General features: G+C 64.2%; 25 protein-coding genes and 1 pseudogene. 12 read left to right on the forward strand and 14 right to left on the reverse strand.

Going from position 1 to position 25,986, the window contains the following annotated elements:
* Positions 1–119: 119 nt before the first annotated feature.
* Positions 120–587 (reverse strand): MarR family winged helix-turn-helix transcriptional regulator, encoded by a 468-nt coding sequence (locus ABLV49_RS23995; protein WP_349282982.1) that lies wholly within the window; start codon positions 585–587, stop codon positions 120–122.
* A gap of 374 nt (positions 588–961) precedes the next feature.
* On the opposite strand from ABLV49_RS23995, the gene ABLV49_RS24000 reads away from it, so the two are divergent.
* The 6 genes from ABLV49_RS24000 to maiA are packed head-to-tail and all read left to right on the forward strand — an operon-like array spanning position 962 to position 7,582.
* Entirely contained in the window at positions 962–2,263 is a 1,302-nt protein-coding gene (locus ABLV49_RS24000) for an MFS transporter (RefSeq protein WP_349283065.1), read from the forward strand.
* 51 nt (positions 2,264–2,314) lie between these two features.
* The gene (locus ABLV49_RS24005) at positions 2,315–4,015 is read left to right on the forward strand and encodes an FAD-dependent oxidoreductase (RefSeq protein WP_349282984.1); all 1,701 of its coding nucleotides are present in this window, start codon (positions 2,315–2,317) and stop codon (positions 4,013–4,015) included.
* Between the two features lie 46 nt (positions 4,016–4,061).
* Positions 4,062–4,253: a hypothetical protein gene (locus ABLV49_RS24010; protein WP_349282986.1), complete on the forward strand. Its 192-nt coding sequence runs from the start codon at positions 4,062–4,064 to the stop codon at positions 4,251–4,253.
* Positions 4,254–4,272: 19 nt separating this feature from the next.
* Positions 4,273–5,565, forward strand: coding sequence for a homogentisate 1,2-dioxygenase (hmgA, locus tag ABLV49_RS24015; protein ID WP_349282987.1), 1,293 nt, complete (start codon positions 4,273–4,275; stop codon positions 5,563–5,565).
* 31 nt (positions 5,566–5,596) lie between these two features.
* Entirely contained in the window at positions 5,597–6,916 is a 1,320-nt protein-coding gene (gene fahA, locus ABLV49_RS24020; RefSeq protein WP_349282989.1) for a fumarylacetoacetase, read from the forward strand.
* A 21-nt stretch (positions 6,917–6,937) separates the two neighbouring features.
* Positions 6,938–7,582, forward strand: coding sequence for a maleylacetoacetate isomerase (maiA, locus tag ABLV49_RS24025; protein ID WP_349283066.1), 645 nt, complete (start codon positions 6,938–6,940; stop codon positions 7,580–7,582).
* A 441-nt stretch (positions 7,583–8,023) separates the two neighbouring features.
* Here maiA and ABLV49_RS24030 read toward each other — a convergent pair whose 3' ends face one another.
* Positions 8,024–8,515: an RES family NAD+ phosphorylase gene (locus ABLV49_RS24030; RefSeq protein WP_349282991.1), complete on the reverse strand. Its 492-nt coding sequence runs from the start codon at positions 8,513–8,515 to the stop codon at positions 8,024–8,026.
* Complete coding sequence (locus ABLV49_RS24035; RefSeq protein ID WP_349282993.1) at positions 8,512–9,054, reverse strand: antitoxin Xre-like helix-turn-helix domain-containing protein; 543 nt, start codon at positions 9,052–9,054, stop codon at positions 8,512–8,514. The genes ABLV49_RS24030 and ABLV49_RS24035 overlap by 4 nt, the downstream gene beginning before the upstream one ends.
* 824 nt (positions 9,055–9,878) lie before the next feature.
* Here ABLV49_RS24035 and ABLV49_RS24040 point away from each other — a divergent pair.
* Positions 9,879–10,562 carry a hypothetical protein gene (locus tag ABLV49_RS24040; protein WP_349282995.1) on the forward strand — a complete coding sequence of 228 codons (684 nt, stop codon included), beginning with the start codon at positions 9,879–9,881 and terminating at the stop codon, positions 10,560–10,562.
* A 149-nt stretch (positions 10,563–10,711) separates the two neighbouring features.
* Here the strand turns inward: ABLV49_RS24040 and ABLV49_RS24045 are convergent, their stop codons facing one another.
* The gene (locus ABLV49_RS24045; protein WP_349282997.1) at positions 10,712–10,915 is read right to left on the reverse strand and encodes a hypothetical protein; all 204 of its coding nucleotides are present in this window, start codon (positions 10,913–10,915) and stop codon (positions 10,712–10,714) included.
* Positions 10,916–11,016: 101 nt separating this feature from the next.
* Here ABLV49_RS24045 and ABLV49_RS24050 point away from each other — a divergent pair, with 101 nt between their 5' ends.
* Positions 11,017–11,550: a helix-turn-helix domain-containing protein gene (locus tag ABLV49_RS24050; RefSeq protein WP_349282883.1), complete on the forward strand. Its 534-nt coding sequence runs from the start codon at positions 11,017–11,019 to the stop codon at positions 11,548–11,550.
* On the forward strand, positions 11,540–12,088 hold the full coding sequence (locus ABLV49_RS24055) for an IS630 family transposase (RefSeq protein WP_349283067.1): 549 nt from the start codon (positions 11,540–11,542) through the stop codon (positions 12,086–12,088). The genes ABLV49_RS24050 and ABLV49_RS24055 overlap by 11 nt, the downstream gene beginning before the upstream one ends.
* Here ABLV49_RS24055 and ABLV49_RS24060 read toward each other — a convergent pair.
* From ABLV49_RS24060 to ABLV49_RS24095, 8 genes are all read right to left on the reverse strand, one after another.
* Positions 12,078–12,359: a hypothetical protein gene (locus ABLV49_RS24060; RefSeq protein ID WP_349282999.1), complete on the reverse strand. Its 282-nt coding sequence runs from the start codon at positions 12,357–12,359 to the stop codon at positions 12,078–12,080. The genes ABLV49_RS24055 and ABLV49_RS24060 overlap by 11 nt on opposite strands.
* Positions 12,360–12,367: 8 nt before the next feature.
* Positions 12,368–13,111: an MgtC/SapB family protein gene (locus ABLV49_RS24065; RefSeq protein WP_349283001.1), complete on the reverse strand. Its 744-nt coding sequence runs from the start codon at positions 13,109–13,111 to the stop codon at positions 12,368–12,370.
* Positions 13,108–14,535 carry a patatin-like phospholipase family protein gene (locus tag ABLV49_RS24070; RefSeq protein WP_349283003.1) on the reverse strand — a complete coding sequence of 476 codons (1,428 nt, stop codon included), beginning with the start codon at positions 14,533–14,535 and terminating at the stop codon, positions 13,108–13,110. The genes ABLV49_RS24065 and ABLV49_RS24070 overlap by 4 nt, the downstream gene beginning before the upstream one ends.
* 20 nt (positions 14,536–14,555) lie before the next feature.
* A complete protein-coding gene (locus ABLV49_RS24075) occupies positions 14,556–17,648 on the reverse strand; it encodes an efflux RND transporter permease subunit (RefSeq protein ID WP_349283005.1) in 3,093 nt (1,030 codons plus the stop codon).
* Positions 17,645–18,715, reverse strand: coding sequence for an efflux RND transporter periplasmic adaptor subunit (locus ABLV49_RS24080; protein WP_349283069.1), 1,071 nt, complete (start codon positions 18,713–18,715; stop codon positions 17,645–17,647). The genes ABLV49_RS24075 and ABLV49_RS24080 overlap by 4 nt, the downstream gene beginning before the upstream one ends.
* 80 nt (positions 18,716–18,795) lie before the next feature.
* Positions 18,796–20,196 (reverse strand): TolC family protein, encoded by a 1,401-nt coding sequence (locus ABLV49_RS24085; protein WP_349283007.1) that lies wholly within the window; start codon positions 20,194–20,196, stop codon positions 18,796–18,798.
* The gene (locus tag ABLV49_RS24090) at positions 20,193–20,435 is read right to left on the reverse strand and encodes a hypothetical protein (RefSeq protein ID WP_349283008.1); all 243 of its coding nucleotides are present in this window, start codon (positions 20,433–20,435) and stop codon (positions 20,193–20,195) included. Before ABLV49_RS24090 ends, ABLV49_RS24085 begins: the two co-directional genes overlap by 4 nt.
* Positions 20,432–20,641: a hypothetical protein gene (locus tag ABLV49_RS24095; protein WP_349283010.1), complete on the reverse strand. Its 210-nt coding sequence runs from the start codon at positions 20,639–20,641 to the stop codon at positions 20,432–20,434. Before ABLV49_RS24095 ends, ABLV49_RS24090 begins: the two co-directional genes overlap by 4 nt.
* A gap of 107 nt (positions 20,642–20,748) precedes the next feature.
* On the opposite strand from ABLV49_RS24095, the gene ABLV49_RS24100 reads away from it, so the two are divergent.
* Entirely contained in the window at positions 20,749–23,613 is a 2,865-nt protein-coding gene (locus ABLV49_RS24100; RefSeq protein ID WP_349283012.1) for an ATP-binding protein, read from the forward strand.
* A 90-nt stretch (positions 23,614–23,703) separates the two neighbouring features.
* Here the strand turns inward: ABLV49_RS24100 and ABLV49_RS24105 are convergent.
* Positions 23,704–23,901, reverse strand: a pseudogene (locus tag ABLV49_RS24105) (IS1595 family transposase); the annotation flags it as partial.
* Between ABLV49_RS24105 and ABLV49_RS24110 the strand changes: the two are divergent.
* Positions 23,824–24,000 (forward strand): hypothetical protein, encoded by a 177-nt coding sequence (locus ABLV49_RS24110; protein ID WP_349283013.1) that lies wholly within the window; start codon positions 23,824–23,826, stop codon positions 23,998–24,000. The pseudogene ABLV49_RS24105 and the gene ABLV49_RS24110 sit on opposite strands and share 78 nt — an antisense overlap.
* Before the next feature lie 16 nt (positions 24,001–24,016).
* Here the strand turns inward: ABLV49_RS24110 and ABLV49_RS24115 are convergent, their stop codons facing one another.
* A complete protein-coding gene (locus tag ABLV49_RS24115) occupies positions 24,017–24,622 on the reverse strand; it encodes a TetR/AcrR family transcriptional regulator (RefSeq protein ID WP_349283015.1) in 606 nt (201 codons plus the stop codon).
* Between the two features lie 218 nt (positions 24,623–24,840).
* On the opposite strand from ABLV49_RS24115, the gene ABLV49_RS24120 reads away from it, so the two are divergent.
* Entirely contained in the window at positions 24,841–25,983 is a 1,143-nt protein-coding gene (locus ABLV49_RS24120; RefSeq protein ID WP_349283017.1) for a biphenyl-2,3-diol 1,2-dioxygenase, read from the forward strand.
* Positions 25,984–25,986: the final 3 nt, after the last annotated feature.

Genomic DNA, 25,986 nt, shown 5'->3' on the forward strand with positions numbered 1-25,986 from the left:
CTGCCTGGTGCTCATCTTCACCACCCATCGCCAATGGTTCTGGCGGGCGCGCGCCGGCCTGCTGCGGGACAAAAGAGTGACGCTGCCCTCAGCGCACAGAAGCGGTTACCGCACCCGACTCACTCTTCGAGCGAGCCGACAGCTTCTACGGCTTCCCGCGCATGGTCAACCAGGCGGTCGAGCAGGCGGTCGAGCTGCCCTTGCTCTGCTGGACTGAGGCAAGAGACGATCTCGTGATTGCGCCGTTCGATCACGGTCATCAAGCGCTGCCAGACAGGCTTGCCGCGGGCAGCCAGGGTCAGCACGACCCCACGCCCGTCCGTGGCGTTGGCTTGCTTGCGCACCAGGCCCTGCTCGACCAGCGACTGCGCTGCGCGACTGGCCTGGCCCTTGTCCAGGTTGGCCCGGTAGGCCAGGTCCTTGACCGACAGCGGGCTGAACGCACCGATGGCCGCCAGGCAGCGCCCCTCGCTGAACGGGATGCCGGCATCAAGCACATACGCGGCCTGGGTGACCCGGTCGGTGAGCTTGGACAGCGTGTGCAGGCGGTGGGTCATCGTGCGTTCGAGAGAAAACGGATCAGTCATGGCAAGGGCTTGCAGAAGTAAACGTTGGACGCATTGGTAACCAAACCGTGTACGCGAGGGACAAAAAGGGCAACAATTTTTACGACCTTTTTGACGGGTCCGAGGAGTCTGAAGCCTTTATGCCTCAAAACTGGTTGCGCGTGCAACTAGGGAAACCACCAATCCCAATTTATTCAAGGCCGTCAATAATAGTTGTGTGCGCAACGATTGCCTTTGATTTCGATCAATGAATCGCTTCCTTGACAGGGCGCGCAGCGGTGATGTTTCGCCGTGTTTCCCCCTTCATGTCAGCAGCCGCCACTTGCGGCAGGAGCGTCAAATTGAATTCATACGATTCCAAATCGCACAGCCTTGGCGATCTACCGCCCACGCCGATGGGAACCGAGCGCCTGGTCGTGGACAAGGTCACCCGGCACCTCATGTGGTTCCTCTTTTTGTTGTTCGTCGTGTCCTTCCTGGACCGCATCAACATCGGCTTTGCGGGCCTGACGATGATGAAGGACCTGGGCCTGACGAGCACCCAGTTTGGCCTGGCGACCACCTTGTTCTACATCGCCTACATCTCCTGCGGCATTCCGAGCAACCTCGTGCTGGCGCGCATCGGTGCCAGAAAGTGGATCGGCTCGATCATGATCGCCTGGGGCCTGGCCTCGACCGCCACAATGTTTGCGACCAGTCCGCAGAGCCTGTATTTCTTTCGCATCCTGGTGGGCATCACCGAAGCGGGCTTCTTGCCGGGCATGCTGCTGTACCTGACGTACTGGTTCCCCTCGGCCTACCGGGCGCGGGCCAACGCCTTGTTCATGATCGCCATGCCGGTCACCGCCGCCGTCGGCTCGGCGATCTCGGGTGCCATCCTGGGGATGGACGGGATACTTGGCCTGAAGGGCTGGCAGTGGCTGTTCCTGCTCGAAGGCCTTCCAGCGGCCATCCTGGGCGTGGTGGTGTACTTCTACCTCAACGACTCGCCCCAACAGGCCCGCTGGCTCACGAACCTGGAAAAGACCACACTGGCCCGCATGCTGGCCGCTGAACACCAGGCCGATCCCGTCGCCAAACCCACTGGTCCTAGGGCGAGCCTGCTGTCCGAGCTGACCTCCGCGACCGTGCTCAAATTCTCGGTGGCCTACTTCTGCCTGGTCAACAGCCTGGCGATGGTCGCGGTCTGGACGCCGCTGATCGTCAAGAGCTTCAGCGGCGGTGCGAGCAACACCACCATCGGGCTGCTGGCAGCGATTCCTTCCATCTGCACCGTCATCGGCATGATCTGGTGGGGCCGGCGCTCCGACCGCGCGCAGGAGCGCCGCTGGCACACCGTGCTGCCCATGCTGCTGGCAGCCAGCGGCTGGCTGATCACGGCCTATTCGCCCCAGCCCGCCCTGCAACTGCTGGGCATCTGCCTGGCCTCGACCGGCGCCTACACCGCCATGTCGATCTTCTGGACCACCCCTGACCATGCGCTGAGCTTCACGGCGCGGGCGCTGGGCATTGCCGTGATCAATGCCGTCGGCAACATCGGCTCGGCCCTGAACCCGCTGGTGGTGGGCTGGCTCAAGGATGCGACGCAAAGCTTTGCCACGGGCCTGATCTACGCCTCGGTGCTGCTGGTGGTGGGCTGCGCGGTCATGCTGATCGTGCCGATTCCGCGCACGCCCAAGCTCGCTGCGTCAACGTAGTGAACCTGCTGAATCTGGTAAACCTGATAGACAACCCCAAAGGAAAATTTCATGTCGCATGAATTCGTACCCTACCCGTTCACGGCCCAGCGCTACCCGGCGGCGCTGCCACTGTTGAAGGACGGTTTAGAGGGCCGCCGGCATCCGGTGGTCGTGGTGGGCGGTGGGCCGGTCGGTTACACCACCGCGCTGGGCCTGGCCAGCCATGGCGTGCCGGTCGTGCTGATCGAGGCTGATGACTCGGTGTGTGCCGGCAGCCGGGCAATCTGCATCTCGCGCCGCAGCCTGGAGATCGCCGAGCGCCTGGGCGCGGTCGAGGGTTTCCTGGACATCGGCCTGCCATGGACCGGCGGACGCAGCTTTTACCAGGGCACCGAAGTGCTGCACTTCAAGATGCCTCAGGACGAGAACCAGAAGCTGCCGCCCATGCTCAACCTGGCGCAGTACCACATTGAACAGATCCTGCTGGAGCGGGTGCAGCAGTTGCCCGAGTTGATTGAGATCCGCTGGCAAACCCAGGTCACCGCGATCGATGCCCGCGAAGACGGCGCCCGCCTGACGCTGTCCACCCCCGAGGGCAGCTACCAGCTCGACACCGACTGGGTGGTCGCCGCCGATGGTGGGCGCAGCTTCCTGCGCGAGTCGCTTGGTTTGCCGCTCAAGGGCACAAGTTATGAAGGCCGCTATGTGATCGTCGATATCCTGCTCGACAGCGACCGGCCCACCGAGCGCCTGGCCTATTTCAACCCGCCGTGCAACCCGGACTCGACCGTGCTGGTGCACAAGCAGCCCGACAATGTCTGGCGCATCGACTACCAGTTGCGCGACGGCGAGGATCCGGTCGAAGCCATCAAGCCCGAAAACGTGATGCCCCGCGTCGAGAGCCTGCTGGAAATGATGGGCGAGCAGGGCGCCTGGTCGCCGATCTGGATCACGATCTACAAGGCCAATGCGCTGACGCTCGAGCGCTACAGACAAGGCCGGGTGCTGTTTGCCGGTGACGCGGCCCACCTGGTGCCGATCTTTGGCGTGCGCGGTGCCAACTCCGGCATCGATGACGCCGACAACCTGGCCTGGAAGCTCGCCTTCGTCATCAAAGGCCTGGCTTCAGAACGCCTGCTCGAGAGCTACTCGGACGAGCGCGTGGCGGCCGCGCACGAAAACTTGAGCTACGGCACCAAGAGCACCGAATTCATGGCGCCGCCTTCTTTTGCCTTTGACCTGATGCGCCAGGCCGTGCTCAGCCTGGCGGTCAAGCACGCCGGTGTGCGCCCCTTGATCAATCCGCGCCAGTCCTCGGCCATCAGCTACAGCAAGTCGCCCCTCAATGCGGCGCTGGAGCGTTCAGCCGAATTCACGGCCGGGCCAGCCCCCGGATCGGTGCTGCCGGAGTGCCCCTTGACCCTTGCTGGCGACGGTGCGCCGCGCGAAGGGCACATCACCGATTTGGTGGCGGCCCGCTTTACGGCCTTGTACTTCAGCGAGGACGGCCCAGTACCCGCTGAGCTGCAGGCGCTGGAGCAAACGATGCAAGCCCGTGGGCTGCCCTTCAAGGTGCTCGCCATCACGCGTCGCCTGGGCGCTGAGGGGTCGGCGCTGCACGGCTGGGACCCTACGGGCCGGCTGTTTGCGATGTACGGCGCGGCCCCTGGCACGCTGTATCTTGTGCGGCCCGATGGCCATGTGCTGGCGCGCTGGCGTCATGCCGTTGCCGCCGAGGTCGCAGCGGCGATCCATCACGCACTTGCGTAAAGCCGTGTTAATCCGTGCAAACCGTGAACCTCTATCAGGAGAAACCATGACCGACAGTGAACTCGATGCCGTCTATACCCGGCTTTGCAAAACAATGACGCAGCTGGGCGAAAACAACGCCCAATTGTTCCTGGCGCGCTTTGCCATGCTGGCGATTGACCGCCTTGCCGATGCCGAGGTTGCGCAGCAACTGATTGACGCCGCCGCCGAGGACATGACCTCTGCAGCCAGCCACTGACCCCCTGGAGGATTGAGCCATGAGCACCGACACCTTGCATTACCAGAGCGGCTTTGCCAACGAGTTCGCCACCGAGGCACTGCCCGGCGCGCTGCCCGAAGGGCGCAACTCGCCCCAGCAGGCGCCCTACGGGCTGTATGCCGAGCAGCTCTCGGGCACGGCGTTCACCGCGCCGCGCCATGCCAACCGGCGCTCCTGGCTGTACCGCATTCGCCCGGCAGCGATGCACCTGCCGTTCGAGCGCATCGGGGAGGGCCGCTGGCTCAGCCGCTTTGACGAGGTGCCGACGCCGCCCAACCAGCTGCGCTGGGACCCGCTGCCCATGCCGGGCGCTGCCGAGCCCACCGACTTCGTCGACGGCATGGTCACGATGGCCGGCAACGCCAGCTGCGGCATTCACCTGTATGCGGCCAACCGCTCGATGGACACGCGCTTTTTCTACAACGCCGACGGTGAAATGCTGCTCGTGCCCCAGGAGGGCCGCCTGCGCCTGGCGACCGAGCTGGGCGTGCTCGACGTCGAGCCGCAGGAAATCGCCGTGATTCCGCGCGGCGTGCGCTTTCAGGTGATATTGCCCGATGGCCAGGCACGCGGCTATGTCTGCGAGAACTACGGCGCGCTGCTCAAACTGCCCGACCTGGGCGTGATTGGCTCCAACGGCCTGGCGAACCCGCGCGACTTTCGCACCCCGGTCGCTGCCTACGAAGACAGGGAAGGCGAGTTCGAACTGCTTGCCAAGTTCAACGGCCACCTGTGGAAGGCCGGCATTGGCCACTCGCCGCTGGATGTGGTCGCCTGGCACGGCAACTACGCGCCCTACAAGTACGACCTGCGCCGTTTCAATGCCATCGGCTCGATCAGCTACGACCACCCGGACCCGTCGATCTTCCTGGTGCTGCAGTCGCCCACCGACACCCCGGGCGTGGACGCCATCGACTTCGTGATCTTCCCGCCGCGCGTGCTGACGATGCAGAACACCTTTCGCCCGCCCTGGTTTCACCGCAACTTCGCCAGCGAATTCATGGGCCTGATCCACGGCGCCTACGATGCCAAGGCCGAAGGCTTTGTGCCCGGCGGCGCTTCGCTGCACAACTGCATGAGCGGCCATGGGCCAGACGCGGAAACCTTTGCCAAGGCCAGCAGCGCCGACACCTCCAAGCCCGACTACGTCACCGGCACCATGGCTTTCATGTTCGAGACGCCGGCGGTGATCCAGCCTACTCGCTATGCGCTGGAAAGCGCCCAGCTGCAGCCCGAATACTACCGCTGCTGGCAGGGACTGCAAAAGCACTTTGACCCCACCCGTCCTTGAACTCCTTAGAACGCATCCACCAGGAAACCCCATGACCCACTTGAACGAAACCCATGACCCGGCGCTGCGCAGCTGGGTCGAATCGGCCAACCAGGCCACCAACGACTTCCCGCTCCAGAACCTGCCCTTTGCCGTCTTTCGCCGCCAGGGCAGCGGCGAGGCATTTCGCGGCGGCGTGGCCATCGGCGAGCAGATCCTCGACCTGGCGCTAGCTGCTGCCAGCGGCGCCTTCACGGGCGAGGCGGCCGGCGCGCTGCAAGCGGCCAGCGGTGAAACCCTCAACACCTTGATGGCGCTGGGCCAGCCGTCCTGGTCGGCATTGCGCCTGGCGCTGTCGCGTGCGCTGCGCGAAGGCGCGGCCGAGCAAGCCCGGCTGGCCGCCTGCCTGGTGCCGCAGTCAGATGCCGAGTTCGCGGTGCCCGCGCGCATCGGCGACTACACCGACTTTTATACCTCGGTCCATCACGCCACCAACATCGGCCGGCAGTTCCGCCCCGACAACCCGCTGCTGCCCAATTTCAAGTGGATTCCGATCGGCTACCACGGCCGCGCGTCGAGCATCAAGGTGTCGGGTCAGACCTTTCCCCGGCCGGTCGGGCAGACCCTGCCGCCGGGCGCGACCGAGCCAACGTTTGGCCCCTGCAAGCGGCTGGACTATGAGCTCGAGCTGGGCGTGTTCATGGGCAGCGGCAATGCGCTGGGTGAGCGCATCGCCATCACCGACGCCGAGGCCAGCGTGTTCGGGCTGTGCCTGCTCAACGACTGGTCGGCCCGGGACATCCAGGCTTGGGAGTACCAGCCGCTGGGACCGTTCCTGTCCAAGAACTTCGCCACCACCATCTCGCCGTGGATCGTGACGCTCGAGGCCCTGGCGCCCTACCGGGTGCCGTTCACGAGGCCCGAAGGTGATCCGCAGCCGCTGCCTTACCTGGATGCGCCTGCCAATTGGGCGCAAGGCGCCATGGACGTGCAGCTTGAGGTGCTGCTGCAGACCCAGGCGATGCGCGATGCGGGCGAGGACGCTGCGCGCTTGAGCCGCACCAGCTACCGGCACGCGTACTGGACAGTGGCCCAGATGGTGGCACACCACACGGTCAACGGCTGCAACCTGCAACCGGGCGACCTGCTGGGCACGGGCACGCTGTCGGGCCCGACGCTGGATGAGGCCGGCGCGCTGATCGAGCTGACCGTGGGCGGCAAGCAGCTGCTCACGCTGCCCAATGGCCAGACACGCGGCTACCTCGAAGACGGCGACGCGGTGGTGCTGCGCGGCTGGTGCGAAAAGGCGGGCGCCGCGCGCATCGGCTTTGGCGAGTGTGTAGGCACTGTGCTGCCCGCCCGGCAGGTTTAGTGCAAAGGACCGATTGCCATGCTGGTGCTTTATACCTACTTTCGCAGCTCGGCTTCGTACCGCGTGCGCATTGCCTTGGCGCTGAAAAGCCTGGCTTACGAGGCGGTGCCCGTGCATCTGGTGCGTGGTGGCGGCGAGCAGCATTCGGCCGCGTTTGCCACGCTCAACCCGGCCGAGCTGGTGCCGGTGCTGGTCGATGGCGAGGTCACGCTCACGCAGTCGCTGCCCATCATCGAATACCTCGAGGAAAGGCATCCCGCGCCGGCCTTGCTGCCTGAGGATGCGCCCGGGCGGGCGCGGGTGCGCGCCATTGCCCAGACGATTGCCTGCGAGATTCACCCGCTGAACAACCTGCGCGTGCTGCAGCGCCTGGAGACGACGCTGGGCGCAGATCAGAAGGCCAAAAGCGAGTGGTACGCCCACTGGGTGGCGCTGGGCTTTGCGGCGCTCGAGTCCATGCTCAGCCAAAGCGCGGCCACCGGCCGGTACTGCCATGGCGAGACGCCGACGCTGGCCGATTGCTGCCTGGTGCCGCAGATCTACAACGCCGAGCGGTTCGGTGTTTCATTGGATGCCTACCCGACCCTTTGCCGTATTGGCCAGGCTTGCCTGGAGCTGCCCGCCTTTCAGCAAGCTTCGCCCGACGCCCAGATTGATGCGGCTTAACGAGTAACGAGCATCTATCAAAAAGTGCGCGTCAGTGATTGGCGGCTTCACCGCCATGTTCCCATAAGTTGACTATTCCATAGCCATATGGCATGCCGAGTTATCTTAGGGTACAGGGTTACTGTTGAGCTTGCTGGCGGGATTTTTCTATGGTTTATTGGCCTGAAACCGGACCTGGCGGTGCGGTTGAGTTAACGAAGCCTGCGGCCTGCAGGATCAAGTCGACTGGCCGCGAGGCTACTTGAGAATAATTCTGGTCCTGTTCACTCTCGCTGTCAACTGCTCGCATTGCAGGGATGAACGTCAACGGGGCTGGCCTCTCATTCACCCAGAAATCTGGACGACTCAAACGGTTTGGCGCTGGGCCAGCCTGCGTCCAGCATCTCGATGCGTCAGGCTAACCCCGATGAATCGAGACACACCGGCTCTGGTGCTGACGGATCAAATGGAATGACCCAAGGCCCTCGGGTCATACAGCCACTTGCGCAGTTTGATGGCCTTGAGCCTAGCCGCATCGCTGTGACGCGGGTTGACCAGGACGCAGAACTCTTCGGGGACCACGACTGAAGGCACCAGGGCCAACGCGCTCGCCATGCTCGAACACCAGGCTGTTCCCCAGTCGATGCTCACCTTGCCAGCCGGTACCGCGTCCCAGCCAACATGCGCTGCCGCTGACAATTTTGTGGCGTGGCTCCAAACGTCCTCAGGAACGTCTATTTTTACCAGGTACCGGTTGAGCGGGAGCCGTTTAGTGCCATCGAGATGCACCAGCGTTTCCAGGCACGCCATGGCAATGGATGGCGCGGTGTACAGCATCGGTGTGCCCGCCGCGTTCCAGCGGCCACCGGTGATTTCTGCGCCCTTGCCGCTCAGGTCATCGGCAACGTAAAACGGACTGTCCGTGGCGATGCGCCAAAGTGCCGTGCCGCTCAAGCGTAGGCACCCGACTGCATCTGGGCCAGAAGCTTGGCAATAGCCTCCCGGCCATCGGCGGTATCCAAAAGGTCTTCCGGCCTGCGGCCGCCCAACGCGGCTGCAGGCTCGCTGATCCATTCGGAAAACCACCTGCCTGCGCGAAAGCCTTGCGGGTTGCCGGATTGTTTGACGATGGTTTCTACCTGGCCAATGAGCTTGGCGATGCCCACAAGACGTTCGCTTTCGTCGACGGACAAGTCAGATTTATTGGCAATTTTGCGTGCAACCGTGGCGCGCGGCAGGCCCATCATCCGCACGAACCGCTCTTTTGTGATGTCCATTTCTGCTGAAATGACGCCGACCATGAGGGAGGGAACACCACTTTTTACCAAGCCGGCACGCTCAATGAGCGGCATTTCATACAGGTCCACGTACCCCTGCTGGCTGTCCTGAGCGAGGCTTGACCAGATGGAGTAAAGCAGGGGAGCTGAATCAATAGGCGCTATCTTCCCTTCACGCCGTGCGCTTGCTTTTACTGTGTGCGTACTGATTGCCATTTTGGTTCTCTCAAGTGAGACTTTATTATATCTCATATGAGTTGAATGATAAATTGTGGAACACCACCTGTGTCGGTTCACTTTCAATGTGTCACTTTTGAATTTTCAATTGAATTGGCACCAAATAGATTACCCAGATACGTCAGTTTCCTTGGAGGTGCCTGATGAGCAAGCGCTACCAAGGCAAACTTGCCCAGTGGCACTCGTTCCCGCCAAAATTACGTTCATCAGTGGCCATGCGACACAACCAGACTGGCCTGCTGGGAACCGCGCAGCTTCATGCCTCGTAGCCGAAAATGGTGACGCAAATGATGCGTCTTTTGCAGTAAATTGCAACGGAGTTTTAAGAAGTCTTGCACCTCTTCCTCGTGAGCTGATCAGTCCAGAATCCAGCCGCACCCTTGTTTTGTGAAAACTACAAACGCGTCCTGCAAAACGCCACTTTGAAAAAGTTCATTTGATTAATTACGAGTCAACACGCCTCGTAACTATTCGCCTTTGAAAGCGAGAAGGCTTGGCCAGAGCAAGTGTTGTGGGGCGTTAATCCTGCGAATGAAGTGCAGAGATGTTGCTAATGAGAAATGCGATTAACTGCTTGAAATTAAAAGAGAATCCATAAATCCGGGCGTTTTCCAGCGCGTTGCCATAGGGCAACAGAGAATAGGTACTTGCGCTCACAGTTCTTGCTAATGTGGGTGTAATGCTCGTTAATACGGCTAATGCAGGTTGTTTCCTGCTTTTGGTGAAGCATGAAGCCAGAGCGACAACCCTCTGATCGTGATCTCTCAATCGCCCGAATCTTGCGTGCTTTGGGTACGCAGGCCATGTCCAAAGCACAGGCTGAAAGGGCGGCCCAATTGCTGGGGGTTCACTGGACAACGGTGTACCGACTGCGCAAACGCTTTCTTGCCGATCCGGTGGCAAGCTCTGTGGCTCCCAGAGCAGCCGGTCCTGCTGCTGGCAGCCATAGACTGGGTCCCGAAGTTGAAGCCGTGATCGCTGCGACATTCACGAAATGGTTGCCGCGTCAGAGAGAGCTTGGCGCTGCGCTGAATGACTTGACGATGGAAATACGCCGCGTGTGCCGTAAAGAAGGCTTGGCGCCACCGTCCCGACATACGGTTGCCCGTCGATGGGCGCTGCACAAGGAAGTTCAAGCGATGCAGCTTGCCAACGACCCAAGCGCGTTGATTCCACCGGGCCATTTGGTCAGCAACATTCCTTTGGAGTGGGTTCAGATCGACCACACACAGGCCGATGTATTTGTGGTCGATGAAAGGCTTCGCAAACCCATCGGTCGACCGTGGTTGTCGGTGGCGATCGATGTCGCCACGCGCTGTGTGGTGGCAATTTATGTGACCATGGAACGCCCCAATGCGGCAACGGTTGCCCTGCTGCTGACCCGGGTGGTACTGCCCAAGACGCAATGGCTCAAAAGCATCGGGGTAGATCTCGATTGGCCAATGCAGGGTATCCTCCAGCGTGGCTATCCCCCAAATGGGTGGTAGCAAGCGTTCAGTCCCCATCGTCTATAGGCAAAAAGTTGCGGGAATTGCCAGCGATGGGTTTGCCCAACTAGTCGGCAGCTGCCTTGCCCTGAACCCTGGTCAAGCCTGCAAGGGCACGACAAGTCGGTCGCTGCGTTGCGCACCACCCGTTAAATGTTCGCCTGTTGACACGCTTGAAAAGCTCGGCGGCAGACTCTTTTCTTTCGGTGGCCGATGCCGATGCGGTCGCCGAAGTTATACATCCTGGAAAACACGCGCGTGTCGTTGCGGTACTTCGGCGAGATCCAGTTCGCGCCGATGTCTGCTTGGGCGAACCATCCGGGACCGATGCCGGCCCGGTACAGGCGCAGCACCGGCGTAATGCCGAATTGCGTAATACCAATCCCGACAGAGAAAGAACCAAAGCCAGGGATCGGAGTCTGAGCAGTCTTGGCTCTCGCAGGAGGTTATGAAAATGTTATCTCAGCACATCATTGATCAGCTGCAGTCCTATGATTTCGACCGGCTGGCCCGCAAAGAATCGGATGGACGCCGGCGACTGCGCTTGATAGCGCTGGCGCACCTCAAAGAGGGCAAAAGCTGCAGCGAAGTGGGCGATGCACTGCGCGTGAGCCGCCACGCGGTCATGCGCTGGGTGCAGTGGTTCCTCGCTGGCGGCGTGGCCCGTCTGGCTGGCATGCCGCACGACTGGAGTACGCAGCGCCTTGCCAAAGCACAGGAAGAAGCGTTTCGCCAGGCGGTTGAACAACTGCAGCGCGAACGCGGCGGCGGTCGGGTGCGGGGTGAAGACATACGCCAGTTGCTGGCCCGACAGTTTGACGTTGCCTACAGCTTGAACGGTGTGTATGACCTGATGAAGCGTTTGGGCATGGTATGGATTTCGGCCCGCGCCGTCAGTCCCTACGCCGATCCGGTGGCACAAGCCGAATTCAAAAAAAAACTTCGCCCCCAAAGTCCTGCAAACGCTGCCGCCAGGCATTGCGCCTGAGCAGGTGGACATCTGGTTCCAGGATGAAATGCGCATCGGCCAGCGCGGCACGCAAACGCGCCTGTGGGCACGCAAGGGAACGCGCCCCCGGGTGGTGCGCCAGCAGCAGTCCGAATCGGCATACGTGTTTGGTGCCGTCTGTCCACAGCAGGATAGTGCCGTCGGTCTGGTCATGCCACACGCCAATACCGAGGCGATGGCCCATCACCTGCAGGCCCTGAGCGAGGCGGTGCCTGCGGGACGCCACGCCGTGCTGGTGCTGGACCGGGCGGGATGGCATACCACGCCCAGACTGCCGCAGTTCCCGAACATTTCCTTGTTGCCGCTGCCCGCAGGCTCACCCGAACTCAACCCGGCCGAGCAGGTGTGGCAGCAATTGCGCGACCGGCACCTGGCCAACCGCTGCTACGACGGCTACGAGCAGATTGTGGACGCCTGCTGCGACGCCTGGAATGCCTTCGCGCAAATCCCTGGCGCCATCCGCTCTTTGTGCTCCCGCAACTGGGCAGTGCTGCCTTCGGCTGCGGTTATCCCATGACATGGGATTGGTATAAGCCCTTGTCGTCGATTCGGCCGCGCGTGCGCCAACGGCCAATATCCATCTTGGTGTATCCGGTCAGCGTGCCGATTGAATAGTCACGGCGCCAGCGCCAGTCCCACGCCAAGTCGACCGCGGCCGAATCGACGTGCGTCCATAACCCGCCTTGTACGACCATGCCGCAAGGTTGCCACGCCGGCGCGCCGGCGGCGAAAGAGGAAGATGCGGCGAAAGCGAGGGCCGCGATCGAGGAAATGGCGAGAGATTTCATGGAATCGGTCAGTTGCGCATCGGAACGATGTTGAAACAGGTGACGTCATCGGACCGGGCGAGGTCGTGCGCCAGCAGCGCAGGCGATGTCGCCCGAGAACGGTCCAGCGCGACGACGCAAAAGCGCCAGACCGGGTGGTTGTCGGTGAAGCTGAAACTCAGTGAGGCCGGCGCGATGCGGTAGCCGTGCGTTTGCGCCGTCTGCGTGAGTTTTTCGAGTTGCGGGGCCGAGTTGCGCTCGAATGTGAGCGTCACGTCGAAGCTCGCGCGGCCGGGCAAGCTCTTCTCCACTTCGTGCACGAGCGTCATCGAGACCATGCACAGCGCGGCGAGCAGGAGCGCCGAGCCGTAGAAGCCGACGCCCAGCAGGACACCGATGGCCGAGGCGGCCCAGATCGACGCCGCCGTCGTGAGGCCGCTGATGTTCAGGCCCTCCTTGGAAATGACGCCCGCGCACAGGAAGCCGGCGCCGGTGACGACGCCCTGCACGACGCGCGTCGCGTCCGGGATCGCGCTGTCGTGCGTGGCGCCGCCGTACCACAGCGGCGCGAACCCGACGAAGATCGTCAGCGCCGTCGAGGCCATGCACACGAGCCCGTAAGTGCGCATGCCCGCAGCGCGGCCGTTGAAAGAACGCTCGTAACCCACCGCCATGCCCAGCAGCAGTGCGCCGACCAGGTTCAGCGCGATGAATGCATTGGCGGCAAGAAAGTCGCCGCGCCAGTACATCGCGAGCGACTGTGCGGACATCATGGTTGGGCCTCCTGGGCACCCTCGGCATCGGCATCGGCGGCGGCGACGGACGTCGTCTCCAGGCCCAGGCTGCGGCGCAGCCGCTGGTACTCGGGCGAGGCGCGCAGCACCTCCCGGCCGGCCTCCTGCAATTGACGTGAATGGGCGGGCAGGATCTCGAATGCCGTGGGCAGGTGCAGCAGCGTCTGGCGGCGCTCCTTGTCCGCGAGGTCGCGCAGGCGCACATTGATGACGAAAATCTCCGCGTCGGAGGCGAAGGGGCTGTCTTTGCGGCCGCGTGCCTGCCGGATTTCCTCCGCTGCGCGGCTGGCCGCGTCCTTCACGATCGCGGTCGTCTCTTCGGTCCAGCGCGACCCGGCGCCGAAGATCAGCGAATCAAGGATCTGCAAGGTGCCCGGCACGCGGTCGCTCTGATCGATGCGATCGGCCATGTCGCGCTCGGAGTTCACCACGATGAGCACGATGCGATGCACCGAGCCCGGCGGCAGCTCGCGGAAGTTCTCGTGCAGCGAGCCGCTCGCAATCGTGTGGTTGACCAGGCCGCGCACGCCGAGATTGTCCGCAAGGCCGCCGTCCACGAGGTGGATATAGGGCCGCTGCTGCGCATTGCCATAGCTCTGCGCGATCATGCGCAGGAAGCGGGCGGAGAGGTTGCGGGGCGCGTTCGGTTCGCCGTGCGTGCGTGCCGCGCTGGCGCAGCTGCCGCCGTAGTTCCGCACCGTGATCGGGCTCAGGAGCAGGGGGACCGATGACGATGCGGCCACGGCAACCGAAAGCGGAACGGAATCGAGGTCCGAACAGATCAGCGCGAACTGCTCGGGCGTGAATTCGAAAGGCGCACCCGTGGTGAGGTCGGTTGCCGTCACCAGCAGATGCGGCCAGGGCCGCTGGCGGCGCAGGTCGCCGTATGTCGTGCCGCGATACACCTGTTCCAGCCGCTTCTGCAGCACGTTGCTGCGCCCGTACCACGGCGAAGTCATGTCGTACAGGGTGACGGGCGACGTGGCCTGGCGGATCAGGCCGCTCTGGAAATTCACCAGCAGGAAGTCCCGCTCGAACCGCGCGAAGGTCTCGTTGCCGAACGCCGCGTAATAGCTCGCGAGGATGCTGCCGCCCGACACACCGCTGACGAGGCCCACTTCATCGAGGAGCGTCGTCTCGCGTCCGCCCAGCTCGAAGCGCGTGGCGTTGAGTTCCTGCAGTACACCGAGGCCGAAGGCCGCGGCCCGGGCACCGCCGCCGGACAGCGTCACGGCGGCGATGATCGGGCGCGGCTCGGGCGCGACGGCCGGTTGTTCCTGCACCGGCGCATCGGCCGGCACGGGCGCATTCATCCACGGCTTCGTCGTCGAGCACGCTGCCATGAGCAGCAGCACAAGGCCGGCGAGTGCTGCGCGTGCGATGTGGGCGATGTGGGCGATCATCGTCATCCTCGTGGGTCGGCTCAGGCCGCGACGTCAGGTTGCAACGCGCCTGCGCCTTCGCTCGGGTCGCGGGCACGCTGGACCTTGAACCAGGCCGCGTACAGCGCGGGCACGAAGAAGATCGTCAGCACCGTGGCGATGGTCAGGCCGCCCATGATCGCGAGTGCCATCGGGCCCCAGAACACGCTGCGCGTGAGCGGGAGCATCGCCAGCACGGTCGCGGCCGCGGTCAGTACCACGGGGCGCGTCCGGTGCAGCGCGGCATCGACGATGGCATTCCAGGCGTCGCGGCCTTCCTCCATCTCGGTGCGCACCTGGTCGATCAGGATCACCGAGTTGCGCATGATCATGCCGCCGAGCGCGATGATGCCCAGGATCGCCACGAAGCCGAGCGGCGCGCGGAACACCAGCAGGGCTGCGACCACGCCGATCAGGCCCAGCGGCGCCGTGAGGAACACCATCGCCATCTTCGAGAAGTCCTGCAGCTGCAGCATCAGGATCAGCAAGATGGTGAGCACCATCACCGGAGCCACGGCAGCGAGGGCCTTGTTCGCTGTGTCGCTTTCTTCGACGGCGCCGCCCACGTCCACGCGGTAGCCGGTGGGCAATGCGCCACGGATCTCCTTGAGCAGCGGGTCGATTTCCTTGGTGACGGACACGGCCTGCTCGCCGTCCTTGACGTCGGCACGCACGGTAATGGCCATGTCGCGGTTGCGGCGCCACAGCACCGGCTCTTCGAGCTCGTACTTCACCTTCGCGACTTCCGCGAGCGGCACCACGGTGCCGGCGCGCGTGTAGATATTCACGTCCTTGATCGTGTCGATGTCCAGGCGCTCCTTCGGCACGGCGCGCGCCACGATGTCAACGAGGTTCTCGTGCTCGCGCAGCTGCGACAGCGTCGCGCCGTTCATCACGGTTTGCGTCACGACATTCACGTCGGCGGGCGTGAGGCCCAGCATGCGCGCCTTGTCCTGGTCGAGCTCCACCTTCATCGTGCGCACTGGGTCATTCCAGTCGAGCTGAACGTCACGCACCTTCGGGCTCGATGCCATGACGTGTTCGACCTCGCGGGCGATCTCGCGCACCTTCTGCGTGTCGGGACCGACCACGCGGAACTGCACCGGGTAGCCCACCGCAGGGCCCATCTCCAGGCGCGTGACGCGCACCCGGGCCTGCGGGAAGTCCTTGTCGACCGAGGCGATCAGCCGGGAACGCACGCGCTCGCGCGCTTCCATGTCCTTGGTCATCACGATGAACTGCGCATACCCGGGGTTGGGCAGCTCGGGCGACAGCGCAAGGTAGAAGCGCGGCGCGCCGGCGCCTGTGTAGGCGGTGAAGAACTTCACGTCCTCGTCCTTCTTCAGCACCGCTTCCATGCGCTTGACCTGTTCGGTCGCGGCCTGGAAAGACGAGCCTTCCTTCAAGCGCAGGTCGAGGATCAGTTCGGGGCGCTCGCTGTTCGGGAAGAACTGCTGCGGGACGAACTTCATGCCGACCAGCGCGAGCACCAGGGCGCCCCCCGTCACGGCGATGATCAGCCAGCGCTTCTCCAGCGCGAAGTCGATCCAGCCGCGCAGCTTGCGGTAGAAGGGCGTGGCGTACGGGTCGCCGTGGTGGTTCTTGCCGAGGTCCTTCGGCAGCATTTTCACCGCGAGGTAGGGCACGATCATGCCCGAGCAGAGCCACGAGAACACCACGGCGATGCCCACGATCCAGAAGATGCCGCCCGCGTATTCGGCGGTGGTGGAGTGCGCGAAGCCGATGGGCATGAAGCCCGCGACCGTGATGAGGGCGCCCGAAAGGCGGGGCATGGCGGTAGCGGAATAGGAGAAGGCAGCCGCCTTCGCGCGGTCCCAGCCCCCTTCCATCTTCACCACCATCATCTCGATCGCGATGATCGCGTCGTCCACCAGCAGACCGAGCGCGATGATGAGCGAGCCGAGCGATATGCGCTCCAGGTTCCAGCCCATCGCGAGCATCACCATCGCGACCACGCCGAGCACCAGCGGCACCGAGATGGCGACAATGAGGCCGGTGCGGAAGCCCAGGCTCAGCAGGCTCACCGCCATCACGATCACGAGCGCTTCCATCAGCGAGCGCTCGAATTCCCACACGGAATCCTTCACGGTGGTGGGCTGGTCGGCGACGCGCTCCAGCTCCACGCCGTGCGGGAGTTCGGATTGCACCTTCGCGACCGCGTCTTCCACGGCCTTGCCGAGCTCGACGACGTTGCCGTCGTCGGTCATGACGATGCCGACCATCAGCACGTCCTGGCCGTTGTGGCGGACGGTGTAGACCGGTGGATCCTGGAAGCCTCGCTTGACCGTCGCGATGTCGCCGAGCTTGATGGTCCGGCCGCCCGCGGCGATCGGCACGTTGCGGATGTCGTCCAGATTCGTGAACTGGCCGCTCACGCGCACGAACACGCGGTCGTCCTTCGTGTCGATGGAGCCGCCGGGCATCATGGCGTTCTGGCTCTTCAGGCTCTCGGCGATCGCGAGCGGCGTGATGCCGAGCGCGGCCAGGCGCTGGTGCGAGAACTCCACGTACACCTTCTGGTCCTGCTTGCCCAGAAGGTCGATCTTTTTCACGTAGGGCGCCTTGAGCAGGCGGCGCTTGATGTCCTCGGAGATGTCCGACAGCTCCGCGTGCCCGATGCCGTCACCCTTGATGGCATAGAGCAGGGAGTAGACGTCGCCGAACTCGTCGTTGAAGATCGGGCCGACCACGCCGTCGGGCAGTTCGAGCTTGAGGTCGGAGAACTTCTTGCGCGCCTGGTACCAGGCTTCCTGCTGGTCCTTGTGCGAGGTGCCGCCCTTCACGGTGATCGTCATGCCACCGTAGCCCTGGCGCGCAAAGGTGACGACCTTGTCGAAGTGGTCGAGCTGCTCGAACTTCTTCTCGATGCGGTTCAGGAGCTCATCCTGGATTTGCTGTGCGCTCGCGCCGGGCCAGATCACCGTCGCCGTCATCGACGGCACGGAGAACTTGGGATCCTCGAGCTGGCCGAGCTTCGAGAAGCTGAAGACGCCCGCGATCGAGACCACGATGATCAGGAACAGCACCACGGCGCGATGCCCGAGCGCCCATTCGGTGAGGTTGAATGACTTCATTTCGCGGCCACCTTGTCATTGGCGGCCGACGCTGCCGCGGCCGGAAGCGCGACGTGCAGGCCAGGCGCCATCTTGTGCACGCCTGCGGTCACGACCACCGCGCCCGCCGGCAAGCCCGAGACGAGCACGTCGTCATTGCGATAGCCGCTGACTGTGACTGGCGCGAGTTCAACCGTCGCCGTACCCTCGCCACTCTTGTGGCGAACCACCCACACCGCAGGCTTCCCGCCACTTTGGGTGAGCGCCACGGCTGGGATCGCGGCGACCTGGGCCTGCGCGGCGGCGCGTTCCGCGACCAGCGTGGCCGTCGCGCCGAGCGGCAGCTTGCGCCCCTGCGCGGGCTTCAGGCGCGCCTGATAGGTACGCGTCTGCGCCGCGGCCTGCGGTGACAGCTCACGCAGTACCACGTCGAAGGTTTCGTCCGGCGCGCTTGCGAGCATCGCCTTGTACTGGGCCTTCTTGAAGGTCGCGACCTGGTCTTCGGGCACGTCGACCACGATCTCGGGATCGCCATCAGCCGCGATGGAGGCGACCGGCTGACCTTCGGCGACGACCTGGCCGGCTTCAAACTTCACCGCCGTCACCACGCCGCTGCGCGACGCGCGCAGCACCGTGTATTTCAGGCGGTTGCGCGCAAGGTCGAGCTGCTTGGCTGCCGCTTGCGCGTTGGCGGCCGTGGTGTGCGCGGCGGTCCGTGCCTTCTCGTCGTCTGACGCGCTGACCGAGCCATCGGCCCTCAGCGCCTCCAGGCGCTTGCGATCCGAATCGGCCTGGCGCGCCAGCGATGCCGCAGCCTCGGCGGCCTGCTGCGCGGCATCGGCCGCGAGCTTGTAGTCGGAATCGTCAACGGTCGCCAGCACGTCGCCTTCGTGCACGACCTGGCCGACATCGACCTTGCGCTGGGCGATCTTGCCGCCGACGCGGAACGCTTCGTCAACCTCGTGGCGCGAACGCACGACGCCTGCGTAGCGGTTCGTTTCGCGCACGCCGTCATAGCGCAGTTCGACGGTGCGGACGGGCCGCAACGGCTCGGCGGGCGGCGCCTTCGCACCGCAGGCCGCGAGCATGGCCGCCAGGGGGATGGCCAGCAAGGCCGTGGTGTGGATGGGTTTCAAAGGGTTTACTCCTCGTCGGCAATCAATGGGTTTCAAGAATGGGGTTCGAAGTTCTGCCAGCCGCCGCCGAGTGCCTTGAACAGGCGCACGCTGGCGAGCTGGAGTTGCGTCTGGCTGGCGTTCGCACCCAGGCGAACCGCCAGGCGCGTGCGCTGCGCATCGAGCAGCGGCAACAGGTCGATCTGGCCGCGGTCGTACAGCGATTGCGCGCGGCCGAGCGCCGAGTCGGCCGACGTGGCGGCCAGGCGCAGCGAGTCGGCGCGCTGGCGTTCGTCCTGCAGTGCCACGAGCGAGTTCTCGACGTCTTCGAGCGCGCGCACGATGCCGTCTTCATAGCGCGCGAGCGCTTCGTGCTGGTTGGCTTCGGCGATCTCGTTGATCGCTTTCGTGCGGCCGGCGTTGAAGATCGGCATCGTCAGCAGCGCAGAGGCGTTCGTGAAGCGCGCGTGCCCGATGCCGACCTGGTTCAGCTCCAGCGAGTCGCGGCCGAACATCGCGCCCAGGAACAGGCGCGGGAACCATTCGGCGGCGGCTTGCTGGCGCCGGAAGTTGGAAGCTTCCAGCTGCGCCTTGAGCGCCAGCAGGTCGGGCCGCCGTTCGAGCAGCGCCGCGGGCTGACCGGCGCGCGCGGGCGGGACGACGACGTCGCCGTTCCAGGGCACGATGCTCGCGGCGTTCCCGGCCTGGTCGCCGATCAGCACGGCGATGCGATGGCGCGACACCGCCGCCAGCGTTTGCAGCGGGGGGATCGCCGCGTCCGCCTGCAGCGCGGCGGTCTGCGCGCGCTCCACGTCGAACGGTGTCGCCAGGCCCGCGCGCTGGCGTGCCTGCACCAGACGCAGCGTTGCGTTCTGCGCGGCAGCGATGGCGCGCACCGTGTCGAGCTGGCCCTGCGCGCCCACCAGCGTGAAGTAGTTCGTCGCGACATCGCTCACGACCAGCAAGCGCACGCCGCGAGCGCCGTCCGCCGAGGCTTGCGCTTCGGCCTTGGCGGCCGCCGCGCCCGCACGCAGACGCCCGGTGATGTCGATTTCCCACGACACGTCGAGCCCCAGGCCTTCGCGGCGCACGTCCGGGCTTTGCGCCTTGAAGGCTGGGCCGCGGCCCGTGTCGCTGTACTGGCCCAGCGCGGACACGCCCACGGTGGGCAGCAGCGCCGAGCGGCTGACGGTCTCACCGGCGCGCGCGGCGCGCACGCGCTCCAGGGCCATCTTCACATCGCGGTTCTCGTAGGCGGCGCGGCGCACCAGGCGCGACAGCACCGGGTCGCCGAAGCTGTCCCACCAGGCGATTTCGGTCGCCTCCTCGGTGGATGGCGCGGCCGCGAAATGCGACGGGATCTCGACGGACGACTGCGAGTTCGTCGTCGCGCAACCGGCGACGACGAGCGCTATCGAGCCCGCGAGGCTCGCCTTGAAGATCATCTTCTTCATGGAGTTTCCTTGGGATATTGATGAGGAGGGGAATCGGTGGCTGCGCCTTCACGCGACTGCGCGGCGTGTGCCGCGAGCCACTCGAGCAATTGCGCGCCGGTGGCGAAGTCGGTGCTCTCGCCACTGGTGACGTGTTCGATCCGCCCGGCAAGATGGCCGGCCTGCGGCGCGGCGTCGCGGTGCAACCGCAGGACGTAGCGGCCGGCGGAGGGGTAGACGGGATGGGGATTCAGGTTCATGGTGCGAGCAGGGTGGAGACGACGAAGGCGACGGGCCGCTCGCACCAGCGCGCATCGCTGACGCCGACCATGCTGTTCTCGTCGAAATCGGGGAACTCGAAATCGGGCGCGGCGCAAGCCAACAACTGCTTCAAGAGCAGCGCATTCCCGCTACTGGCAAAATGGGTGCCTTGAGTGAAGGCGACAGGATGAGACTTGAATATCATGACCCGCAGTTTCGGCGCGGCACGCACGGAAGTCGTCCTGCGACGGTCCCGTTTCGGTCCCGGTTCGGTATCGATCCCGCCCGGCAAGGGCGGTGATGAGCTCCGCGATGGAGCCGATCCACACGCGTTTCGGGCCGTTCCGGCTGGACGAGGCCGAGGCTCTGCTGGAACGTGACGGCCAGGCCGTCGAGATCCCGCCACGCGCCTTCCAGGTGCTGTGCGAACTCGCGCGCCGCCCCGGGCAGTTGGTGACCAAGGACGCGCTGCTCGATGCGGTGTGGGGCCACCGTCACATCAACGAGTCGGCGCTCAAGAACATTGTCAGCCAGCTGCGGCAGTCGCTGGGCGACGACGCGCGCGAATCGCGGTTCATCGAGACGGCGCCGCGGCGCGGCTACCGCTTCATCGCGCCGCTCGGCGAGCCCGTCGCCGTTCGCACCACGGCCATCGAAGCGCCGCCCGCCCCGAAAGCTTCCTTGCAGGAACAAGGGGAGGTCGTCGGCCGCGACCGCCCGCTCGCGCAACTGCACACTGCCTGGGGCGCCGCGCAGCGCGGCCAGCGGCAACTTGTGTTCGTACTGGGCGATGCCGGTGTCGGCAAGAGCACGCTGATCGAACGGTTCGTCGCCGAATCCGGCGCCCGCGTCGCGTTCGGCCAGTGCATCGAGCACTATGGCAGTGGCGAGCCCTACATGCCGGTGTTCGAAGCGCTGAACATCCTGTGCCGCACCGATGGCGGTGACGTGGTGGTGCGCGCGATGCGCGAGGTTGCGCCGACCTGGCTGCTTCAGCTGCCCTGGTTCGTGAACGACGAGGACCGCCGCAACCTGCAGCGCGAAGCGGCCGGCGCGACGCAGGATCGCATGCTGCGCGAGTTCGGCGAGCTGGTTGACCGCATGCCGAGGGATTGGCCGGTGCTGCTCGTGCTGGAAGACCTGCACTGGAGCGATCACGCGACGGTGCAACTGCTCGGCTATCTGGCGCACCGGCGCGGGCCGGCGGCCTTCATGGTGCTAGGCACCTTGCGCCCGACCGAGCTGGTGCTCGAAGACCATCCGCTTGCGGGCCTCAGGCTGCAGTTGCGCACCCGGCGCCTGTGCGTCGAACTCGACCTCGAGTCGTTGTCGGAAGCGGATATCGGCGCCTACCTCGGTGCGCGCCTGGGCGGCGGCGTGCCGGAGGCGTTCGTGCGCGCGCTGCATGCGCACACCTCGGGCCTGCCCTTGTTCGTTGTGAACGTCGTCGATGAACTGGTCAACACGGGAGCGCTGCGGCGAGAAGGAGGCGGCTGGCGCTTCCCCGACGCGGCGGCGCTGACGGTGCCGCACAGCGTGATCGCCCTGATCGAAACGCAGATCGCCCGCTTGCCCGCCGAACACCGGCGCGTGCTCGGCGCCGCGAGCGTGAGCGGCGTGGAGTTCCTGCATGTCCCGCTCGCCGAAGTGATGGGCCTGCCGGTCGATTCGCTCCACGAGATGCTTGGCGATGCGTCGCGCCGCGTGAGTTGGCTGAGCGCCACGGGCGCAAAGCCGCTGGCCGACGGCCGCATCGCGTCGCGCTACGCGTTCGGCCACGCGATGTACCGGCAGGTGCTCTACGAGCGGCTTGCGCCCGCGCAGCGGCTGCAGTGGCACAGGCAATGGGCGGCCGCACTCGCCTCGGCCTACGCGGGCGCTGCGGGCGAGATCGCAGCGGAGCTCGCTTTGCACTACGAACGCGGCGGGCTTGCAATGGCCGCTGCCGAGCAGCTCGCGATTGTTTCGGCGCGCGCGCTCGAACGCGGGGCGGCGCACGAAGCAATCGCAGCCGCACGCCGCGCCCTCGAACTCGGAGCCGGGCAACTCGCAAAACCGCAGGAGCTCGAACTGCGCGTGCTCGACGGCGTGGCGCTGACGCGCCTTCATGTCGTGGCCGATCCGCAGGTGGCCGCGGCCTTCAATCGCGCGCTGGCGCTGCGCGCCGAGGGCGCGCCCGCCTGGCCGCGCGCGCTGCAGGGCGCATGGTGGGTGCATTACGCGCGTGGGGAGATGGGCCCGGCGCGCTCGCTCGCGGTCCAGATGCTTGCGCTGGCCGAGCACGGAGATGCCGGCTTGCGCCTGGCCGCGCACAACGCCATGGGCCTCGTGCACATGATGGCCGGTGAGCTGGCGCCGGCCCGCGTGCAACTCGAAGCGGCCCTAGACATCCACGCCAATGAAGGCATGGACTTGCCGCCCGCGCGGTTCGTGCAGGACCCGGGGGTCGAGGCCATGTGCGCGCTGGCCCTGGTTCTCTGGGTCGGCGGCGAGCCGCGGCGCGCCCGCGAGCTGGTGCGCCGCGCGGCGGAACTCGCGGCAGCCAGCCGCCATGCGCTTAGCGAAGTCACGGCATTGTTGACGGGCGCGATCCTGCATTCGCTCGCGCGCGAGTTCGATAACGTGTTTGAACTCACACAGCGGCTGTACGCCGTCATTCAGGAGCATGCATTACCGACGGCGCAGAGCGATTTCGGCTGGCTGCATGGGCGCGCGCTCGTCGCGCGCGGGCAGGGCGACGAGGGGTTGCTGCTCATGCGCAAGGCGGCCCGCAGCGCGGAGGAAACCGGGATGTGCTTCGGCCTGTGCGGCTACCACACGCACCACGTCTCGGCGTGCCTCGCGGTGGGACTGGTCGAGGAGGCGCGCGCATCCGTCGATGCGGGCATCGCCCTGGCGGAGCGTATCGGCGGCCATCTCGTGCTGCCGGCGCTGCTGCGCCAGCGCGCCGAGATGCTGGCCCGCGATGGCGACCAGCAGACCGCCGAGGCGGTGCTGCGGCGCGCCATCGTCCTCGCGCGCGCGACGGGCTCCGCGTATTTCGAACTGCTGGCGCTGGCGACCGCGCGCGGGCTGGGCAGTCCGCTCGCCGATCCAGCGCGGCTCGCCGAGCTGCTGGCGCTCTACGAAGGCGACCCGGCTCCGCACCTGGACGAGGCGCGCGCCGGCGCGCGATGAGCGGACGCATGGCATCGCACAAGCCGCTGATCGGCTCGCCCTCGGGGGCGGCGCCGCGGGCGGCTGCTGGTCGACGGCGGTCTGGTGAACCCGGCAGCGGTAGCGCTGCAACCCGTTGACCTGGCCGTGCAGGTAAAGGCTGGTGCCCTGGCAGTGCAGGCAGCAACGCGCCTGGGCTGAACCTTGTGACTCAACGACAGCGAGTCCTTCTTGCTGAGCATCGAGTTCATCGAGCCGCTTTCTGAGCAGTTCTCGCTGGCGCAGGGTGAGTCGGGAAACCTGTTTCATCACACCATTGAAAGCCTCGGCATTCATGGCTACCTCCATACGGAATTCGAGGTTTACTACTCCTCTGAGGCGAAAATTCCACATCTAGCGGTGACATAGCCAACAAAGAAGGCATTTACCGATTGGCGATACTTTTCGTTAGCGTTCTTGCGATTAGTCCATCTCCGTCGATTTTGAGTGACTTTAGCTTTGCGTAAGCCACATTCTTTGCGATTGTTCTGTCAACTCCGAGCCCCATCAGCACTGTTGCCGCCGCCTGCTCGGGAAAATCCTGCGGCGCCATTCCCGACAGAAGGGTGTGAATCCCTCCCATCAATATGCCGCCAGTGAGGTTCATCGCGGCACGCATATCCATCCGCACAAACTTTTCCTGCTGCATTCCCAACTCCAAATCCCTGGGAACAAACTCAAGCATGAGTTGATCAGGGGGCAAATTTGGCCAACCGAGTCTGGCAATAAAGCCACCAAGGATCGGATGTTGTAGCGATAGACGAAGTGCCAAGCGCATACCGGTAGCCATTCGCACGACCGGATCCTCACTTTGCTGCACCAGAGGGTCGATTAACAGCAAAATTTCATTGGAAAGTTCCTTTGCAACCGCCTCCACCAGGGATGCCGGCGCATCAAAGTACTTGTAGAACGTCCCCCTTGAAACCTGTGCTTCTGAAATCACGTCGTCAATTGATGTCGCAATCGGTCCGTTCTGGGCGACCAAATTCATTGCTCCCTCGATGAGCCGGGCACGCATGCGCTCCCGTCGCTCAGCAGCCACGCGGGGTCTGTGATCCTGATGTTCCATGTTGAATCGACGTTTCTATTTTGTGAATCCGAACGTATCCGAACTCGGGTACTGATTTGCGTCAATAAGTATAAACGATGACATCGTCATGGTGACGAGTATGTCATCATGACGACATTGATTTTATGGAAAGTGACTTTATGACCAAAATCCATACAACACTGCACCAGCCCGAGTCTCTCCCCCAGAGCAGACTTCCTGAACATGTTCAGCCACTGGTCTGCCCGGTACCACTGGGACGTGCAGTGGAATTGGCGTTTTTGATGTGGGAGAAGAAAGCACTGCGGCCCACAGAAAAATTTCTGCGTGACTTCGGCCTTCATACGGTGTCGCTGACCGAGACGAAGCTCATGGCCAGAGGGACTGGAACGGCTCCTGCGATCTACGTCGCAAGCAAAGGGCGGCAAAACCGCTTTGTGGGGTCGGCGTTTGTCATGTCGGATGACACCGATCTCGCCCAATACAAACGGGAACTGGCTGCAATCGACCTCAATCCGGCGGACATCCCCGGGGGAGGTCGCGGGATTGAGCTTTTGGACCCTGCGGGGAGAAAGGTGTGGCTGCTACAGGGGCAAACCCCCGTGGCCCCATTGCCAGTGCGTGAACCTGTCACGGGGCTCACCAATAGCCCTAATGCGTTGCACAGAGTAAACAGGCCCTTGCGCACTCCGATTGAGCCAGCAAAAGTTATTCGCCTTGGGCACTTTGTGCTGCAGTCAGTGGATTTCATGAGCCTGGCGCAGTGGTACATCAAGGTGCTTGGCCTTATCCCCTCTGATGTTCAGTATCTGGCAGATGGCTCCCCCAATCTAGCGTTCTGCCGGCTCAATTTGGGGCAGACACCTGCTGACCATCACACGGTTGTATTCGTCGGAGCGATCGAAGAAAAGTACGAGCACAGTGCTTATGAGGTTGTAGATCTGGATGCGCTCGGTCAGGGGCAGCAGGTGCTAAGGGCCCAAGGGCATAAGCACATGTGGGGAATCGGTCGCCACATCTTGGGCAGCCAGCTATTTGACTACTGGCATGACCCTGAAGGCTTTGAGATGGAGCACTACTCCGACGGGGATATGTTTACTTCAGATTTCGAGACCTGCTATTCGCCATTGACGTTTGGAAGCATCTGGGCGTGGGGGCAAGACGCGCCATCGAGCATGAAACCGAGCAAATCTCCGAAGAATTTATTGCGTGTGTTTCAGCACCTTAAACAGGGGCGCTTAAACCTTGGCCGACTCAAGTTATTGGGCGAGGCATTGGACCCCCCAGCTCGACCCTGGTTCTAACCA

Source organism: Polaromonas hydrogenivorans (assembly GCF_040105105.1).
Taxonomy (GTDB): domain Bacteria; phylum Pseudomonadota; class Gammaproteobacteria; order Burkholderiales; family Burkholderiaceae_C; genus Polaromonas; species Polaromonas hydrogenivorans.